16 protein-coding genes are annotated in these 16,080 nt (G+C 33.2%); 3 read left to right on the forward strand and 13 right to left on the reverse strand.

The features are described from left to right. On the forward strand, positions 1-519 hold the full coding sequence (locus GR162_RS03310; RefSeq protein ID WP_066032770.1) for a gamma carbonic anhydrase family protein: 519 nt from the start codon (positions 1-3) through the stop codon (positions 517-519). Between the two features lie 94 nt (positions 520-613). Here the strand turns inward: GR162_RS03310 and GR162_RS03315 are convergent, their stop codons facing one another. From GR162_RS03315 to GR162_RS03335, 5 genes are all read right to left on the reverse strand, one after another. Further along, a complete protein-coding gene (locus tag GR162_RS03315; RefSeq protein WP_008467337.1) occupies positions 614-1,363 on the reverse strand; it encodes a LytTR family DNA-binding domain-containing protein in 750 nt (249 codons plus the stop codon). A gap of 139 nt (positions 1,364-1,502) precedes the next feature. Then, the gene (locus tag GR162_RS03320; RefSeq protein WP_008467335.1) at positions 1,503-2,618 is read right to left on the reverse strand and encodes a sensor histidine kinase; all 1,116 of its coding nucleotides are present in this window, start codon (positions 2,616-2,618) and stop codon (positions 1,503-1,505) included. Next, entirely contained in the window at positions 2,619-2,951 is a 333-nt protein-coding gene (locus tag GR162_RS03325) for a DUF4907 domain-containing protein (RefSeq protein WP_008467334.1), read from the reverse strand. Next, the gene (locus tag GR162_RS03330) at positions 2,938-3,945 is read right to left on the reverse strand and encodes a kelch repeat-containing protein (RefSeq protein ID WP_160780977.1); all 1,008 of its coding nucleotides are present in this window, start codon (positions 3,943-3,945) and stop codon (positions 2,938-2,940) included. The genes GR162_RS03325 and GR162_RS03330 overlap by 14 nt, the downstream gene beginning before the upstream one ends. 12 nt (positions 3,946-3,957) lie before the next feature. Then, entirely contained in the window at positions 3,958-4,800 is an 843-nt protein-coding gene (locus GR162_RS03335) for a DUF6268 family outer membrane beta-barrel protein (RefSeq protein WP_160780978.1), read from the reverse strand. A gap of 231 nt (positions 4,801-5,031) precedes the next feature. Here GR162_RS03335 and GR162_RS03340 point away from each other — a divergent pair, with 231 nt between their 5' ends. Together GR162_RS03340 and GR162_RS03345 are read left to right on the forward strand one after the other, a co-directional pair. Continuing rightward, positions 5,032-6,360 carry a DUF4270 family protein gene (locus tag GR162_RS03340; RefSeq protein ID WP_160780979.1) on the forward strand — a complete coding sequence of 443 codons (1,329 nt, stop codon included), beginning with the start codon at positions 5,032-5,034 and terminating at the stop codon, positions 6,358-6,360. Then, a complete protein-coding gene (locus GR162_RS03345) occupies positions 6,361-7,596 on the forward strand; it encodes an aromatic hydrocarbon degradation protein (RefSeq protein WP_160780980.1) in 1,236 nt (411 codons plus the stop codon). Positions 7,597-7,600: 4 nt separating this feature from the next. Here the strand turns inward: GR162_RS03345 and murI are convergent, their stop codons facing one another. From murI to GR162_RS03385, 8 genes are all read right to left on the reverse strand, one after another. Next, the gene (gene murI / locus GR162_RS03350) at positions 7,601-8,377 is read right to left on the reverse strand and encodes a glutamate racemase (protein WP_008467324.1); all 777 of its coding nucleotides are present in this window, start codon (positions 8,375-8,377) and stop codon (positions 7,601-7,603) included. Between the two features lie 148 nt (positions 8,378-8,525). After that, positions 8,526-9,029 (reverse strand): OmpH family outer membrane protein, encoded by a 504-nt coding sequence (locus tag GR162_RS03355; RefSeq protein WP_170830271.1) that lies wholly within the window; start codon positions 9,027-9,029, stop codon positions 8,526-8,528. Between the two features lie 14 nt (positions 9,030-9,043). Further along, complete coding sequence (locus tag GR162_RS03360; RefSeq protein WP_091136571.1) at positions 9,044-10,075, reverse strand: OmpH family outer membrane protein; 1,032 nt, start codon at positions 10,073-10,075, stop codon at positions 9,044-9,046. A gap of 42 nt (positions 10,076-10,117) precedes the next feature. Beyond that, positions 10,118-12,865, reverse strand: coding sequence for an outer membrane protein assembly factor (locus GR162_RS03365; RefSeq protein ID WP_160780981.1), 2,748 nt, complete (start codon positions 12,863-12,865; stop codon positions 10,118-10,120). Further along, positions 12,798-13,538 carry an isoprenyl transferase gene (locus GR162_RS03370; protein WP_160780982.1) on the reverse strand — a complete coding sequence of 247 codons (741 nt, stop codon included), beginning with the start codon at positions 13,536-13,538 and terminating at the stop codon, positions 12,798-12,800. The genes GR162_RS03365 and GR162_RS03370 overlap by 68 nt, the downstream gene beginning before the upstream one ends. A 2-nt stretch (positions 13,539-13,540) precedes the next feature. Further along, entirely contained in the window at positions 13,541-14,233 is a 693-nt protein-coding gene (locus tag GR162_RS03375; RefSeq protein WP_160780983.1) for a DUF6089 family protein, read from the reverse strand. 173 nt (positions 14,234-14,406) lie between these two features. Next, on the reverse strand, positions 14,407-15,291 hold the full coding sequence (locus tag GR162_RS03380; RefSeq protein ID WP_160780984.1) for an NAD kinase: 885 nt from the start codon (positions 15,289-15,291) through the stop codon (positions 14,407-14,409). 99 nt (positions 15,292-15,390) lie between these two features. Further along, positions 15,391-16,050, reverse strand: a complete 660-nt coding sequence (locus GR162_RS03385; protein WP_008467315.1) for a CBS domain-containing protein — start codon at positions 16,048-16,050, stop codon at positions 15,391-15,393. Positions 16,051-16,080 lie beyond the last annotated feature (30 nt).

Genomic DNA, 16,080 nt, shown 5'->3' on the forward strand with positions numbered 1-16,080 from the left:
ATGCTGATTAAATCTGTAAACGGAAAATCGCCTCTTATTCCAGAGGATTGTTATGTGGCCGAAAATGCTACTATTGTTGGAGATGTATCTTTTGGAACATCTTGCAGCGTTTGGTTTAATGCTGTTGTGAGAGGAGATGTTCATTTTATTAAAATTGGAAACAAAGTAAATATTCAAGATGGAGCTGTAATTCACTGTACGTATCAAAAGCACCCAACGATTATAGGAAATAACGTTTCAATTGGTCACAATGCAATTGTTCACGGTTGTACGATTCATGATAATGTTTTAATCGGAATGGGAGCAATTGTAATGGATAATTGCGTGGTAGAAAGCAATGCCATAATTGCTGCTGGAGCTGTAGTAACACAAAATACGGTGGTAACTTCTGGAAGTATTTATGCCGGTGTTCCTGCCAAAAAAGTTAAAGACATCGATCAGTCTGATTTTGCTGGCGAAATTGAACGCATTTCGAATAATTACGTGATGTATTCGAGTTGGTTCAAAAACGAAGAATAGAAATTCCAAATGGAAATCTCAAAATAGAAAATCCAAATTCCAAGAGTTTTAGCTTTTTGGAATTTGGATTTTTTTTATTTGCAATTTAAAAAATTTAAAGGTTGATTTTTTCGAAGAAAGTATTCTTATAACTTTCGCTTATTGGAATTCTTTTATCGCTTATTAACACTTTGTTTTTCTGAATTGATTTTACATGTTTGATATTAATAATATACGACCTGTGAATTCTCGCAAAACCTTTGTTTGAAAGCAAATTTTCTAGTTTTATTAAACTGATTAATGTCAGTGTAAATTTATTGTCTGTAGTGTAAATTTTGACATAATCTTTAAGGCCTTCAATAAAAAGAATATCGGCAAAATTCAATTTTACGTTTTCATATTCAGCTCTAACAAACATAAAATCCTGTTCAATTTCTGGCGTATTAGTGCTTTCTGTAAGTGCTGGAGTTGCCACAGGCTGTAAAACTTGCTGAGCACGAACTACCGCTTTTAAAAAACGATGAAACGGAATCGGTTTTACTAAATAATCGACCGCGCCAAGATTAAATCCCTCCACAGCATAATCTGAATAGGCGGTCGTGAAAATAACTAGAGGTTTTTTCTCTATAGTATTTAAAAAGTCAATTCCAGAAAAATGGGGCATCTGAATATCCAGAAAAATCAAATCAACATTATTTTGATTGATAAATGAAACGGCATCGATAGCATTATTGAAAGTGCTGATCAGTTCAAGAGTATCTACTTTTTTGACAAAATCCTCTAATAGTTCTACCGCTAAAGGTTCGTCATCAATAATTACACATTTCATCTTTTCTGGATTAGTTTTTAAAATTTCATTTCGCATTCAAAAGTAGTTTGAAACCAGTAAATTAAGTTTTAAAATTTTCATAAAATACTGGTTTTTACAAATCAAAATTATGTATTAACGGTTATCATTTTGTGAGTAAAAAATATTTTGATTTTTTGCTCACTGAAATCATTTTTTAATCTATTGCGGTTTTAATTTCATCTAATTTTAAATTCAAATGGACTCGGTAATAGTTATCATCTTGCGTAATGGTCAGTTCGTGTGCGTTTGGATAAAGAAGATCAAGACGGCTTTGAATGTTTACTAATCCAATTCCTGAATTTTCAGGATCTTTCACATAATTTTCGATTGTGTTTTCGATCCAAAAATCAAGATTGTAGTCTGTAATCAGAATTTTGATTTTTACGTGAGCCGCGCCTTTATAATCGGTTCCGTATTTAAAAGCATTTTCAACAAATGAGATCAATAGTAAAGGCTCAATAAATTTGTTTTTAGTATCGCCATGCACATTGATCACAATGTCTTCAATATTATTTAATCGCAGTTTTTGCAATTCGATATAGTTCTGAATATAATTGACCTCTTTTTCTAAAGCCACCGTTTTATTGTCTGTTTCATACAGCATATAGCGCATTAGTTCAGACAAGGTTACGATGGCATCAGGGACCAAATCAGATTTTTTGTGTGCCAATGAATAAATACTGTTTAGCGAATTAAATAAAAAATGCGGATTGGTTTGTTTGCGCAAATAAATTAATTCGGTATTTGTTCTATGAGTTTCAGCAATCAGTTTATTTTGCTGATTGTTATAAAATTCAGTTAATGTTCTAATAATTGCAGAAATTGTAATAATTAGAATGTAGAAAAAAGAAGGGGCAATCTTAAAAAAGAACGGCTGTCTCATTTCTATTCTGTGACGCATTCTGCCTCCTCTTGGAAAAAAATGCGGATCACGAATAATGGTGTCAGCATGCATCATGTTTTCCGGCCTTAAATGTCTAAATTCAGGAATAAAATAATTTAATCGTATTACCATAAATAGCGCAATCAGACCAATGGCAAATGCGCCGTACAGCCAATATTTTTTTTGCAGCAAATAATTTGGAACCAAATAAAAATAGTTCAGATAAAACAAGAAAATCCCTGAAAGCCATTGGGCATAAAAATCATTGTCGAGCTTAAACGGACTTTCATAAAACTGAATTAATGAAGTCAGAATAAAGAAAATCCAAATCATGAAATGGAATAATATTTTGTTATAGCCTGTATTTTTAATGGTATCGATCTGCATTTATAATTTTATTTTTAATAAAATTAGTTCATTTTTGGTTACCGTTGGAGATAAGTTCTGTTTGAGTTTTTGCTTTACAAGCTCGGCAACTTTTAGAGCATCACTTTCTGTTTCAAAACTTTTAGTGTCACTTATTACGGGAATAATGGATTGTTTAATTAAAACTTTTTCTTTATAGGCAATTGAATATCCCCATCCAGAATTTGTTTTAAAAGATGTGGCAGTTAAAGCTTCTTTTTTTGCACACGCAGCAAAAAGCAAAAGAACTGTAAAAACCATTAAATTCTTCTGGATATTACTCCAGAAGAATTGTTTAATATTAATTATCGTCATCGCTTTGTTCGTCTAATGGCTTAAATTCCCAAGCATCATCAAAGTACGTAGAACCAACTCTTCCTAGCATATAGAATCCGCGATTATTTATTGAGAAACCAACAGCATCTGTTCGTGTAGCACCTTCCATTGGAGTTCTTTCTGTCCATAAATCTGTTGACGGATTGTATTCCCAAACTGTTTTGATGTTTTCACCTCCTACAACATATCCTAGACCATTCATAGAAAAACTTGAAGCATTAGAACGTACAATCGCATAATCGTCGTTGTAGCTGTAATCGTCATCAGTATCTTTATCAATATCACGTTTTCTTGTCCAAACATCTGTTGATGGATCAAACTCCCAGAAATCTTCTTGATAAACACCATTATTTACACCAGTTACTAAATATGCTTTGTCTGCAATTGTAAATACAGTTGCATTACGTCTTTTGTTACCGCTAAAACCATTTACTAGAATCCAAGTATTGGCCTGATCATCGTATTGATAAAAATCTTTCAGATAATTCCCGTCATAGCCTGTTCCAAAATACGCTTTACCACCAACCTGAAAACCTACAGCAGCATAACGTGCCGTTCCTGCAAAGTCTGTTTTTTGCGTCCAGCTGTTTGCAGTAGGGTCGTATTGATAAAAGTCTTTCAGCTTGTTTGTTCCGTCATAACCAAGACCTACATAACCTTTTTCGTTTAATGCAAAACTAGAAGCAGAACTTCTTCCGATGCCACCAAAATCAGCTTTCTGTTCCCAATAATCTCCATTTGAATTGTAAACCCAAAGATCTTTTAAATAAACGTCGCCAGTATAACCACCTACTACGTAAGCATAATCTCCGATAACAAAACTTGTAGCACTAGATCTTGCAGGGCCATCAAAGGCTGATTTTTTAATCCAGTTTCCTACCAAATCATCATCGTCATCATCATTGCTGCAGCTTATAAAAAAGAGGCTTGAAAAAAGCGCTGTGAATAAAATTCCTTTTTTTAGATTAATCATAGTGTATTTAATTTATTGTTTGTATTTGATCCCTATTCCTAAAACATAACCGTTTCCGGTATTATAGTCGTAAACCTTATGGTCATTACTATCTAGTAAATTGTATTTTTTGTTGAAATCATAACCAGCTTTAAAATTTAAAAACCAATTGCCGGCAACATTTCTTTCGTATTCTAAAGCCGAAGTCATTTGCGATAAAACAGCTTTTTCAGAATTGTTTCCTGTACTAGATGTTTTATCCAAATGATAAAAATTTCCATTAAAACTATTCGCAAGACTAAATTTGTTTCGATCATTATTAGAATAAGAAATCTTTGAGTCGGGGAATCCGATTTTAAAATCGGTTTTCTCATTCACTTTATAATCAAAAGCAACAATTGGTGTAATCTTGGGCGCTCCAAAAATTGATGTTCTGCCAGCTCCCGCAATTACACTCAGTTTTGAACTAATTTGCTGAATGATTTCTAAACTTCCTAAAACAGTAACGTCTGAAAAATCCAATTTGCTTTGAAAATTTGCCGTCGGAATAACAGAAAGTTTCCAATTTGTTCTTTCTGCTATTTCAGATGAATATTCAAATTTGTTTTGAACTTGGTTGAATTTGTCCTGATCCGCATAAAAATTATAAGGATTCAATTCGTAATTCACCTTCAAATTAGAATATTCTAAAGTGTTCGCTATTTTGCTTTTTGCTCCTAATTTTTTCTGATAAAAAATAGCAAGGCCTGTTTCGCTAAAATTTATCTTTTCTGTTGGCTCGGTTCTAAAATTAAAAGCGGCGCCAAAATTTTCCTGAGCTTTTAAACCTAAAAATGAAATCAAAAAAAGAGAACAAACTAAAAACCTTACTTTCATTACTTATTTTATTGGCTCAAAATTAGACGGATGAAGTCCTTAAAAAAAAGAAGATATATATATGACGTGTTTTGATAGACAAAATCGCCGTTTTTAGGGTCGAATTAAATTTTGAGAATAGAATTCAGATTATAGATTGTTTTGTACAGTTTGTAGCCGTAAAAAGCGCAGTAGTATATGTTATAGTGTGTCGCCAAAGCGTGCAATTTATATTTGCTCAAAAATTAAATTATGCACAAGTTTATTTTGATACTGCTTTTGGTACTTAGCTTATTTTCGTGCGGTACGGATACAGATACTGGAGAATTTACTGTTGGGTCAGATTATTTGGCTTTAAGCAATAAAGTGATCATGATAGATACCGTTACGGTAGAAATGTCAACCATCAATTTTGATTCGCTTGTAACTTCAAACATGAGTAGAATCTTGATAGGAAATTACAATGATCCTATTTTCGGAAAAGTAAAATCAGACAGTTATTTTCAGCTTTCAGGTACTAATTATGCTTTAAATAGTTCGGGTTCCGATACTGAATCGATAAATTATGTTTTCGATTCGATTTCTATGATTCTTAAATATGATAAATATTATTATGGAGATACAACCAAAGTGCAAACGTTTGATATTCATCGCTTAATTCAGAAGGTGAAGCCTAATACTGACGACAGCAGTTTTTACAATAATTCTACATTAAGTTATAGTCCCGAAAGCTTGGGAAAAATATCTTTTGTACCAAGGCCAACCGAAAAGGACTCTATAAATATTAAAATGAGCAATGAATTTGGAGATGCTCTTTTTCAGAAAATAAAAAAAAGAGAAATTACAGATTTTGACAGCTTTACCGAATATTTGAAAGGGCTGGTTTTAGTTCCAGAAACCTCCAATTCTTCAAGCGTAATTGGATTTAGTGCGGGAAATAGCAAAGTAAGATTGTATTATTCAAAATATATGGGAGATTCAGATCAGGATTCTTTTTTTCTCGATTTTACGATTATAGATCATGCAAAGCAGTTTAATTCTATTTCTTTGAATAAAACGGGGACACTGCTGCAAAATCTTCCCGTCTCGAGCAGTAATTTATCAAGTAACCTCACAAATAACCAAGGGTTTATTCAATCTGGAACTGGAGTAGCCTGCAGAGTTGAATTTCCTAATATTAAGCAGTTTAAAAATATTTCAACTAATGGAGCTATTGTAAATGCTGAACTGATTTTGAAACCAGTAAATAATTCTTATTCTGAGAAATATCCATTGGCAGATTCGCTGGCTGTGTATGTGGGTGATAATTTAAATCGAATAAGCGGAACATTGGTAAATTCTGCTGGAAGCACTGTTTACGGAATATTGAATAAAAAAAGTGATGAGTTTAATGAAAATGTTGGTTATACCATTCCAATTGGGAATTTCCTTCAGAAAGAAATGCTCAAACAATCCGATTCAAGATCATCTCTCATCTTGACATTACCTGGAATTTCTAAATCTGTTGACCGCATTGTTTTGGGTAACCAAAAACATGCAAACAACAAAATTCAGCTGAAAATTTATTACATCTCTTACTAAATGAAAAATAGAATTGTTTTATGGAGCTGCTTCTTTCTAATGTCGCTGACTTCATTTTCTCAAAGTATTTCAAGTTCTCCATATTCGCTTTACGGTGTTGGAAGTTTATATGATTCAGATTTTGGTTATCTGCCTTCCATAGGCGGTTCTGGAATTGCTTTGCCTTCAGATACTTTTATCAATAATCTAAATCCAGCTTCTTTAGGATTTATGTATCAGAATCACTTTCTTTTTGATATTGGCGGAAAAGCTATCGCAACCACATATCAGAGTAGTAATCGTACAGAAAAGCGAAATAATTTTCAATTTTCTCATTTGGCTTTTGCTTTTCCGGTTTCTAAAAATTCTGGTTTTAGTTTAGCGCTTCGTCCATATTCTAGTTCTGTATTTAAAATTTCTAATTTAAAACTTCCAATTGCTGACAGTCAGGAATATTACTATGTAACAGCACAAGGATCAGGAGGTTTAAACAATCTGGATTTTTCATACGGATATCGATTTGGAAAAAAATTGACGGTAGGGGCAACCGGAACAGTGCTTTTTGGAAATACGGTTGATGATCGCGCTTTTTTAATTTCAAATACAATTACTACGATACACAAAAAAACAGATTATAGAGGAGTTCGCGCAACTTTGGGTGCTCAATATAAAATAGATTCTACATTTACAATTGGAACTACAGTTAAAGTTCCAACAAGGATAAATGCTTCCAAAGTGCAAACGGTAACAAGTATTGCAGATGAAGTAGAGACTTCTATAGAAACGGACAAAGCTACAGACGTAGATGATTACTATATGCCTTTAGAAATAGGTTTTGGAGCTAGTAAGCGATTTAAAAATAATCTGAATGTAACTTTAGATTACGAAAGGAGTTTATGGAAAGATACCAACCAGTCTGAGCTTTATGGAAAGTTTGTAAATCAGGATCGTTTTGCTCTGGGGTTAACTTACAGTACCAAAAAGAATGTTAGAAGATATTGGGATAGAGTAGGATATGCAGCAGGTATAAACTTTGACAATGGTTATCTCGAAGTTGACAAACAGCGTGTTAACAGTGCTTCTATTTCTATTGGATTAAATCTGCCAATTGAAAATACGTTTTCATCACTCAATATTTCTTATTCTTATGGACAGAAAGGGAGAATCGCAAATGATTTAATAAAAGAAAACTACCATAAAATATCACTCAATCTATCGTTAGACGGAATTTGGTTCGTCAAGCGAAAATTCGAATAATAATCTAAAAGTCTTTTTTGATTACTGGATATTTATATTCTAAAATTGATTCTAAAACTTTAGGGTCAGAATTTACATAAAATACTGGATCAATATCTGTACTTTCAGAAAATCCAACTTTATCTTTAAGCAGATTTTTAGTCTGGCGCGCAACAGCTTCTCCTGAATCTATTATTTTAATATGATCTGGGAGAATTTTTTTTATCTGAGGAATCAGATAAGGGTAGTGGCTGCATCCTAAAACCAAGTAATCAATATTAGCTTCAATCATGGGCTGAAGATATGATTCTAACAATTGAGTCATTTCTGGCGAATACAAATTGCCATCTTCAATAAGTTGTACAAGTCCATGCCCAACCTGCTCAATGATTTTTGTGTTATGAAACATCTCAGCAGTTTTATTAAACAGCTCACTATTAAGAGTTCCTTTTGTAGCTAAAATTCCGATAACCTGAGTTTGAGAATTGTTGGCCGCTGGTTTGATAGCAGGTTCAATTCCGACAAACGGAACATCATATTCTGCGCGAAGTTCTACTATAGCATTTGTGGTTGCGGTATTGCAAGCAACAACAATTAGCTTGCAATTATTCTCTAGTAAAAATTCTACATTTTTTTTGCTTAATGCAACAATTTCATCTTTGCTTCTTTGCCCATAAGGAGCATTTTTACTGTCAGCCAGATAAATGGTTTTCTCATTTGGAAGAAGGTCATGAATGGCGCTCCAAATGGAAGTTCCACCAATGCCAGAATCAAAAACGCCTATAGGATTATTGTTTATCATAAAGCAAATTTAATATTTTTTAATAAAATTCGTTATTCTAAATTAAGCGAAATCTTGAAATAATACCAAAGATTAGGTTTAATTTTTTGTAAAAAAAAACTGCTCAAATTATATAAATTGAGCAGCTTAATTATCGGAATTTAATTTCTTAGAATCCTAAATCTTTTTTAACATCAGCAGTGATGTTTGGACCATCAGCTAATAATAAAGTAGAACCGTCTAAAACATATTGGAAACCTTTAGCTTTTCCAACTTTTTGGATAGAAGCTCTTACTTTTTCCATTAAAGGTTTTACGATATCTGTTTCTTTTTGTTGTAATTCTTTTTGAGCATTGTCTCTGTAATCAACAATTCTCTTTTGCATATCTTGAACTTCTTTAGAACGCTCACCGTTTACAGCATCTGTTACAGTTGCAGCTTCAGCTTCGTACTTTTTAATTTTCACTTGATATTCGTCAACCATTTTTTTGTATTCAGCATCATATGTACCACTTAATTTTTGCAGTTGATTTTGAGCATCTAGCATAGCAGGCATTTTCGACATGATCTCGCTTACATCAACATGAGCTACCTTCGCTTGTGCGTTCATTGTGTTACTTGCTCCTAAAATAAGAATTGCAGCAATTAGTAAAGTTTTGATTTGTTTCATCATTTTTAAAATATTAATTAATTATTGGTCGTATTTGTTTTTTGCGATTCGGCTTCTTTTGCTTTTTTAGCCGCTTCTCTTTCTTCTAAAATTTTCTTTCTTCTTTCTTCCAATTCCTTTTTACGCTGTTCGTACAGTAATTGTCTTTCCTCTGCTTTTGTCATTGCTGGCTGTTGAGCAGCAGGTGTTTCTCCAGTTGCTGTTGGCGTTGCAGTTTTAGCAGTTGAGTTTGTTTTGGCAGCATCTGCCGCTGAGGCAGGGACTGCTACTGGAGCTGTTCCAGAAACCGTGCCATTTTTTTTAGCTTCTCTTTCTTCTTGCAACGCTTTTCTTCTGTCGTCGTATTCTTTTCTCTTAGCTTCCTGCTCTAATTTTCTATCCTGAATTAGTTTTTCTCTGGCAGCTCTTTTCTCGTCAAGTGCTTTTTGGCGATCGGCCATTGCTGGATTTTCGTCAATAGCATTTTCCATATTTTCTTTAGCCTCTTGCTCCTTCAATTGCTTTTTGGTCAGCTGCTCACGTTTTTCAGTACGGTTTAAGATTCTTAAAACCTGATCGCTGATGTCAAATCTTTTATTGCTGAAAAGCATAGTTAGATCGGATGATTTATCAAAAACAAAATCATAATTTTTTGCTTCGGCTATATCTTGTACGGCAGTAAAAACCTGATCTTGTATTGGCTTTGCCAAAGCCGCTTTTTGTCTCATTAGATTTCCATCAGAACCAAATTGCTTCTGCTGATAATCCATCATTTCCTGCTCAAGAAACTTAATTTCTGTTTCTCTTTCTTCTATTAATTCCTTTGTTAGTAAAGCTTTTTCTGTTTTTAAGCTTTCTTTCAAATTATTTATGTTTAATTTTTTGGCTTCAACTTCTTGTTTCCACTTTTGAGCTTTTTGCTCTAATTGTGATTTAGCTTCTTTATAATCGGAAACATTTTCTAAAATATATTCCATGTCGATGTAGCCAATTCGAGTAGTCTTTCCTTGTGCCTGACTTGTATTTGCTACAATCAAGGCTAAAAATATAAATAAAAATTGTTTTCTCATAACATAACTTTATTTGATGATTTTTAACCAAACGTTATTTCACTAAAATTGTTGTCCAATGATAAAGTGTGTTTCCCATCCATTCGCTTTTGTCTGTCCTGGAAGAGCGTCAAATCCATAACCAAAGTCAATACCCAATAAACCAAATGCAGGCATGAATACACGTAAACCAGCACCAGCAGAACGGCTTAAGTCAAATGGGTTGTAATCTTTAAATGTCGGATATGATGACCCTGCTTCTAAGAACGTTAAGGCAAAAATAGATGCCGAAGCTTTTAATGTAATTGGATAACGTAATTCCATAGAGAATTTGTTGTAAATCGTTGCTCCAATTGCATCACCATTTGCGTTTACAGGAGTCAATGAGTTGTTCGGATAACCTCTTAACTGAATGGTCTCTCTACCATCCATTGAGTAGTTTGCCATACCATCTCCACCTAAGTAAAAACGCTCAAACGGAATTACACCTCTTTCTTGGTTATATGCTCCTAAGAAACCAAACTCAGTAAGGGTTCTCAATACTAATTTTCCATATACTTTAGTATACCAGTCTCCTCTAAATTTAACTTTATAGTACTCTAACCAATTGTATTTTTTCTGATCGACTTTTGCTACATCTGTGTCAGCGCTTGCATAATCAGATCCAACGCTTACATATCCAGTTGTTCCGTTTATGGTTTCTGTTTTAACATAGTCGCCATTGTTAAGCGGTTTTCCGTCTATACCACTTCCAGATGTTCCTGTATATTGTGTTTTATATTCTTTTTGGTTTTGTAAATCACCATAATCAACTCCATTAAATAATGAATATGGAGGCGTAACTTTTGCTGTAATACTGAATTCAGAACCATATGTCGGGAATATTGGGTTTACCCCTTTATTGCTTCTTGAAAGTCCGATAGTATACGCTAAGTTTCTTGATGCACCATTACCAAAAGTAAATAAACCAGTGTTATAATTGTTCAAATCATAGTGCTGATAACTTACGGATTGTGATAATACAAAGTAGTCATCTGGCACTGTTAATCTTTTTGCTAAACCAACTTGTACTGTAAAAATATTAAAACTTTTGCTTTTATCAACAGTTCTAGTGATGTAATTGTTAAGAAATTGCTTACTGTATGAAATCGATGAACTAAACTGTACCGGTTTTTTTCCTCCAAACCAAGGTTCTGAGAAAGATAAACTATAGGTTTGGAAGTAGGTGCTTCCTTGTAAACGAAGCGCTACTTTTTGTCCATCTCCCATTGGTAAAGGCTTATAAGCTTCTTTGTCGAATATTTTACGTGCCGAGAAGTTGTTGAACGAAAGCCCTAAAGTCCCGATGAAACCTCCACCGCCATAACCTCCTTGAAGTTCGACTTGGCTAGATCCTTTTTCTACTACGTTGTATTCAATATCAACAGTTCCAGCACCAGCATCAACGTTTTTGAATTTAGGATCGATTGCCTCAGGATCAAAAAATCCTAATTGACCAATCTCACGAATCGTTCTAACTAATTGTTCTTTACTGTATTTCTCACCTGGTTTTGTTCTTAACTCACGGTAAATAACATGGTCATTTGTTTTGTCATTACCCACAACTGTAATTTTGTTGAAATAAGCGATTGGACCTTCTGTTACTCTAATCTCAAAATCGATAGTGTCATTAACTGTTTTTACCTCTACAGCATTAATGTTCGAGAACAAATAACCATTGTTTTGGTATAAGTTGGTAATGTCTTCTGCGTCTGGTTTTGTCTTATCGGCAATTCTTTTTTCAAGTAAAACTCCATTATAAGTTTCTCCTTTTTTGATTCCTAAATAGCGGCTTAAGAGCTGATCTGAATACACTGTATTTCCTAAGAATTTAATGTTTCCGAAATAATATTTGTTTCCTTCCTCTACATTAATCTTAATGGCAAGCGTATTTTTTTTCTTATTATATTGTACCGAATCGTAAATGATACGAGCGTCACGATATCCTTTTTCTTTATAGGCTGCGATTACTTTTTCTAAATCGGTTTTGTATTTCTCAGGAATAAATTTAGATGCTTTAAATACACGAATGAAATTTTTCTGCTTTGTGTCTTTCATTGCAGCTCTTAACTGATTGTCGGTAAGCTGTTTGTTTCCTGTGAAATCAATACTGCTGATTTTTACTTTGTCTCCTTTATCTATCCTGACAAGCATGTTTACTTGATGCCCGTTAATAGTATCTGGAGTATTGGTGATAGTAACTTTTGTGTTATAAAATCCTTCTTTTTTGTATTTGTTTTCGATGTAATTTTTAGTGGTTGTAATTAAATTTTCATTGACAATTTTGTTCTTTGTCAGGTTGTTATCTTTAATTAAGCCTTCGACTTTACTTTTCTTAACACCAACAATTTTAACCTCGTTTAATTTAGGAAGCTCAACGATATCTAAATCTAAATAGATACTGTCGTTTTCTACTTTATTAACGTAAAAAGCAATTTCATCAAAAAGGCCCAGTTTGCCTAATTTTTTAATTGCACTGCTGATTTCTTCTCCAGGAACAGTGATTTGCTGACCTTTTTGAAGCCCCGAAAAAGTAACAACAGTCTGTTCATTGAAACTTATTTTACCAACAACAGAAACTTTAGCTAGAATATATTTTTTCCCTTGATCAAAAGGAACTCTTTCTTGTGCTTTAATTTGTGAAAAACTACCCAAAAGTAAAAGGGTAAAGACTATTTGTATTTTTTTTTGCAACACTAAAAAATTATTTAATTTGTTCACTGGTTTTTCCAAATCTACGTTCTCTTTTTTGATAACTAATAATAGCCTCATATAAATCTTGGTCTTTAAAGTCTGGCCACAAGACATTAGTAAAATACAATTCTGCATAGGCAATCTGCCATAACAAAAAATTACTTATTCTATGTTCTCCACTTGTTCGTATTAATAAATCTACGTCAGGTAAATTTTGCGTGTAAAGATGCTCATTTATAATTGAATCGTCAATAGTGTCTATTGAAATTATATTATTTTTAACTTTATCACTAATTGCTTTTACAGCATTTACCAGTTCCTCTCTGGAGCCATAACTTAAAGCGAGGGTAAGGGTTAAACGAGTATTATTTTTAGTTTTTTCCATAACATCCAAAAGTTCTTTTTGGGCTGTTTTTGGTAATTTGTCAAGATTTCCAATTGCATTAAGTCTGATATTGTTTTCCTGAAGGGTAACAAGCTCTTTCTTTAATGAATTGATCAATATTTTCATTAATGCCTGAACCTCCAATTTAGGACGATTCCAATTTTCTGTTGAAAAAGCATATAGGGTTAAATATTCAATTCCAAGTTTGGCTGAGGTTTTGATGATTTCTTTTACAGATTTTGTTCCATTTTCATGGCCAAACGCGCGTAAATAGCCTTGTTGTTTTGCCCAGCGTCCGTTGCCGTCCATGATAATGGCAAGGTGTTTAGGTAAGTTTGTGTGATCTATTGATTCTGTTAAATTCATTTTTAGTATGCGCAATAGCATGGTTTTTTTCCAAAGGTATACGTTAAAGTGACACCTGAAAAAACATACCAGTCATTATTATTTAAATTTCCAAATTTCATAATATTTGGATTACTTGTATTAGGATTGCTTCCGTCAATATTATCAGTAAAAGTATAACGCGCTCCGACTTCGGCGGCCAAAACAAAACGTGGCGATATATTTGATTTTATACCTAATATAATAGGTATGGCTATAGAGCTTTGATTTTTTAGTTCGTATACTGTATTTGGGCTTGTAGTGTATCGGTATAAGTTGCTAAAGAAAAAGTAATTTAACCCTGTAAAAACATAAGGCGTTATTTTTGTATGATAATCGTGGAGATTAAAATCGAAAAAATTGAACTCTAATCCTGCAGATAGCTCTTTAATGTCATTGTCAAAACGATAGCCCCTCTGATTTCTTCCTGTTTCATCAGATTTAAAATCATTTCCGGTAATATTTGATTGTGTGTAAGAAAATCTCCAAGAGTGCCTCGGACTTCTATTCCATTTGTAAAGAATACCAAAAGCTGGTTTTTCAGGTGAGATGTAGGTTGTTTTTCCAACATCGCCTATAAAGTTACTTCCACCAAAAAAAACACCAATCTCGTTTATTTGAGCATTTAGTGTAATAAGAGGGAAAAAACATAACAATAAATTAAAAATTTTCTTCATTTAATTCAAAATTGCGTGCAAATATAATAATTATCAATACGAATCAAAGTTCCTTTAGTTAAATGTGCTTTTTTTTCATTTTATGATATGATTTTGAGCCATTTAATGATGATTCACTACATGCAGAACGAGAAAATGCGGTATTATCGTATAGTGAAGAATCAGAAAAGAGTTTAATTTCTTTTATCTTCTCCCCAGAGCAGTTTATTTCTTAAGGTTTTCAAGAAAGTTTCGCCTGGTATTTCAACCATTTTAATTTTGTAATCTGTTTTTTTTATTTTTAAAATAGACTCGTTTTTTACAGAAGAAATCCTCGAGTCTAAAGAAACCAAATATTGGTCTTCTCTTCCTGATACACGCAATGTGATTTCAGTGTCGTCTGGAATTACAAGGGGTCTGGCAGTTAAATTATGTGGAGCAATTGGCGTAATAACTAAACTTTTGACATCTGGCGTTAAAATTGGTCCGCCACAGCTTAATGAATATCCTGTTGAACCAGTTGGTGTAGAAATGATCAATCCGTCAGCCCAATAAGAATTTAGATACTCGTTATTCAAATACGTTTCTACAGTAATCATAGAAGTAGTGTCTTTTCTGCTCACTGTCACCTCATTCATCGCAAAATTTAGCTCTTCAAAAGCTTTATTGTATGGCTCGCAAGTTAAGCCTAATAAGGTTCTTTCAGAAGTCGTATAGTTTTGGCTAATAACGTATTGAAGTAAAATATCAATGTTTTCTTTCTGAACTTTAGCCAAGAAGCCTAATCTTCCAGCATTGATTCCTAATAAAGGAACTCCAGAATTACGAACAAAAGCTGCGGCTCTTAAAATCGTACCGTCACCTCCAATACTAATCAGCATCTCAAAACTATTGTCTAAAGCAGTACTTGGAGAAAAAGTTTTGTATTCTTTTTTTACAAGCTGTTTTTCATAAAGCATATTCAAGAAATTTTCTTCAATTACCATTTCGACGTTGTTGGTGTTAAAGAAATTGAAAATGTCTTTTATAATAGGTTCGGTACTGTTCTGATAATATTGTCCGTAAATGGCTATTTTCATTCGTTGTTAAATTAGAGAATTAGTCAATGTGTCAATTAGATAATTGGGAAATGCGAAAATCATATGATTAACTAATTTTCTCATTGGCGCATTCATAACTTATATATTGAGATACTTGTCTAAGTAATCTGATCGTTCTTTTAAGCTGTTGATGTAAGTGTCTTCTTGATGTTCTGAAATGATTTCGTAACCATACCTTCTATAGGTTTGGATGATTTCATTAATTGCCCCTAAACCAATTTTTACAGTAATCTGAACATTTTCTGTATCAGCCTCCGAAACAAAACATCCTAAAATTTTACCATTGTTGCTTTCTACAATTTGAGTCACCTCGCTCATAGAATAATCCAAAAGGCCTTTTTGAACAATAATAATCGCGCCCGGCTCTTTTAAAAATGGAGTTTCCTGAAAAAATTTCATGATATCTTCCATTTCGTAATACCCAATGTAATTATTATTCTCGTCAAGAATTGGGAGAAGGTTGGTGTGGTTTTTGGCAAAAACTTCTAGAACATCGAGCCAAATCATCGATTTTCTGGCAAAAAAACGTTCTAAAGTATATTTGTAATCAATTGCTTTTTTTTCAATGTCAAATGTTTCAACATCGTCAGAAGAGATGCTTCCAATAAAGACACCATCTTCTAAAATCGGAAAATGAGAAAAATTTACATCGACAAAAAAGTCCTGAATCGACGCTATTGTTTCCTGACTGTCAATTGCCCTGAAATCGTTTGTGATATAATTTGTAATTTCTGTCATAAATCAATTGAGGATATTTGATGCAAAATA

Source organism: Flavobacterium sp. HBTb2-11-1, from assembly GCF_009826975.1.
Taxonomy (GTDB): domain Bacteria; phylum Bacteroidota; class Bacteroidia; order Flavobacteriales; family Flavobacteriaceae; genus Flavobacterium.

Bases quoted from the DNA above. Each gene is read 5' to 3' on its own strand.
- GR162_RS03310 (WP_066032770.1), top strand. From the start codon at position 1: ATGCTGATTAAATCTGTAAACGGAAAATCGCCTCTTATTCCAGAGGAT.
- murI (WP_008467324.1), bottom strand. From the start codon at position 8,377: ATGATAAACAATAATCCTATAGGCGTTTTTGATTCTGGCATTGGTGGA.
- GR162_RS03315 (WP_008467337.1), bottom strand. From the start codon at position 1,363: ATGCGAAATGAAATTTTAAAAACTAATCCAGAAAAGATGAAATGTGTA.
- GR162_RS03380 (WP_160780984.1), bottom strand. From the start codon at position 15,291: ATGAAAATAGCCATTTACGGACAATATTATCAGAACAGTACCGAACCT.
- GR162_RS03320 (WP_008467335.1), bottom strand. From the start codon at position 2,618: ATGCAGATCGATACCATTAAAAATACAGGCTATAACAAAATATTATTC.
- GR162_RS03360 (WP_091136571.1), bottom strand. From the start codon at position 10,075: ATGAGAAAACAATTTTTATTTATATTTTTAGCCTTGATTGTAGCAAAT.
- GR162_RS03330 (WP_160780977.1), bottom strand. From the start codon at position 3,945: ATGATTAATCTAAAAAAAGGAATTTTATTCACAGCGCTTTTTTCAAGC.
- GR162_RS03335 (WP_160780978.1), bottom strand. From the start codon at position 4,800: ATGAAAGTAAGGTTTTTAGTTTGTTCTCTTTTTTTGATTTCATTTTTA.
- GR162_RS03325 (WP_008467334.1), bottom strand. From the start codon at position 2,951: ATGACGATAATTAATATTAAACAATTCTTCTGGAGTAATATCCAGAAG.
- GR162_RS03365 (WP_160780981.1), bottom strand. From the start codon at position 12,865: ATGAGGCTATTATTAGTTATCAAAAAAGAGAACGTAGATTTGGAAAAA.
- GR162_RS03385 (WP_008467315.1), bottom strand. From the start codon at position 16,050: ATGACAGAAATTACAAATTATATCACAAACGATTTCAGGGCAATTGAC.
- GR162_RS03355 (WP_170830271.1), bottom strand. From the start codon at position 9,029: ATGATGAAACAAATCAAAACTTTACTAATTGCTGCAATTCTTATTTTA.
- GR162_RS03345 (WP_160780980.1), top strand. From the start codon at position 6,361: ATGAAAAATAGAATTGTTTTATGGAGCTGCTTCTTTCTAATGTCGCTG.
- GR162_RS03340 (WP_160780979.1), top strand. From the start codon at position 5,032: ATGCACAAGTTTATTTTGATACTGCTTTTGGTACTTAGCTTATTTTCG.
- GR162_RS03375 (WP_160780983.1), bottom strand. From the start codon at position 14,233: ATGAAGAAAATTTTTAATTTATTGTTATGTTTTTTCCCTCTTATTACA.
- GR162_RS03370 (WP_160780982.1), bottom strand. From the start codon at position 13,538: ATGAATTTAACAGAATCAATAGATCACACAAACTTACCTAAACACCTT.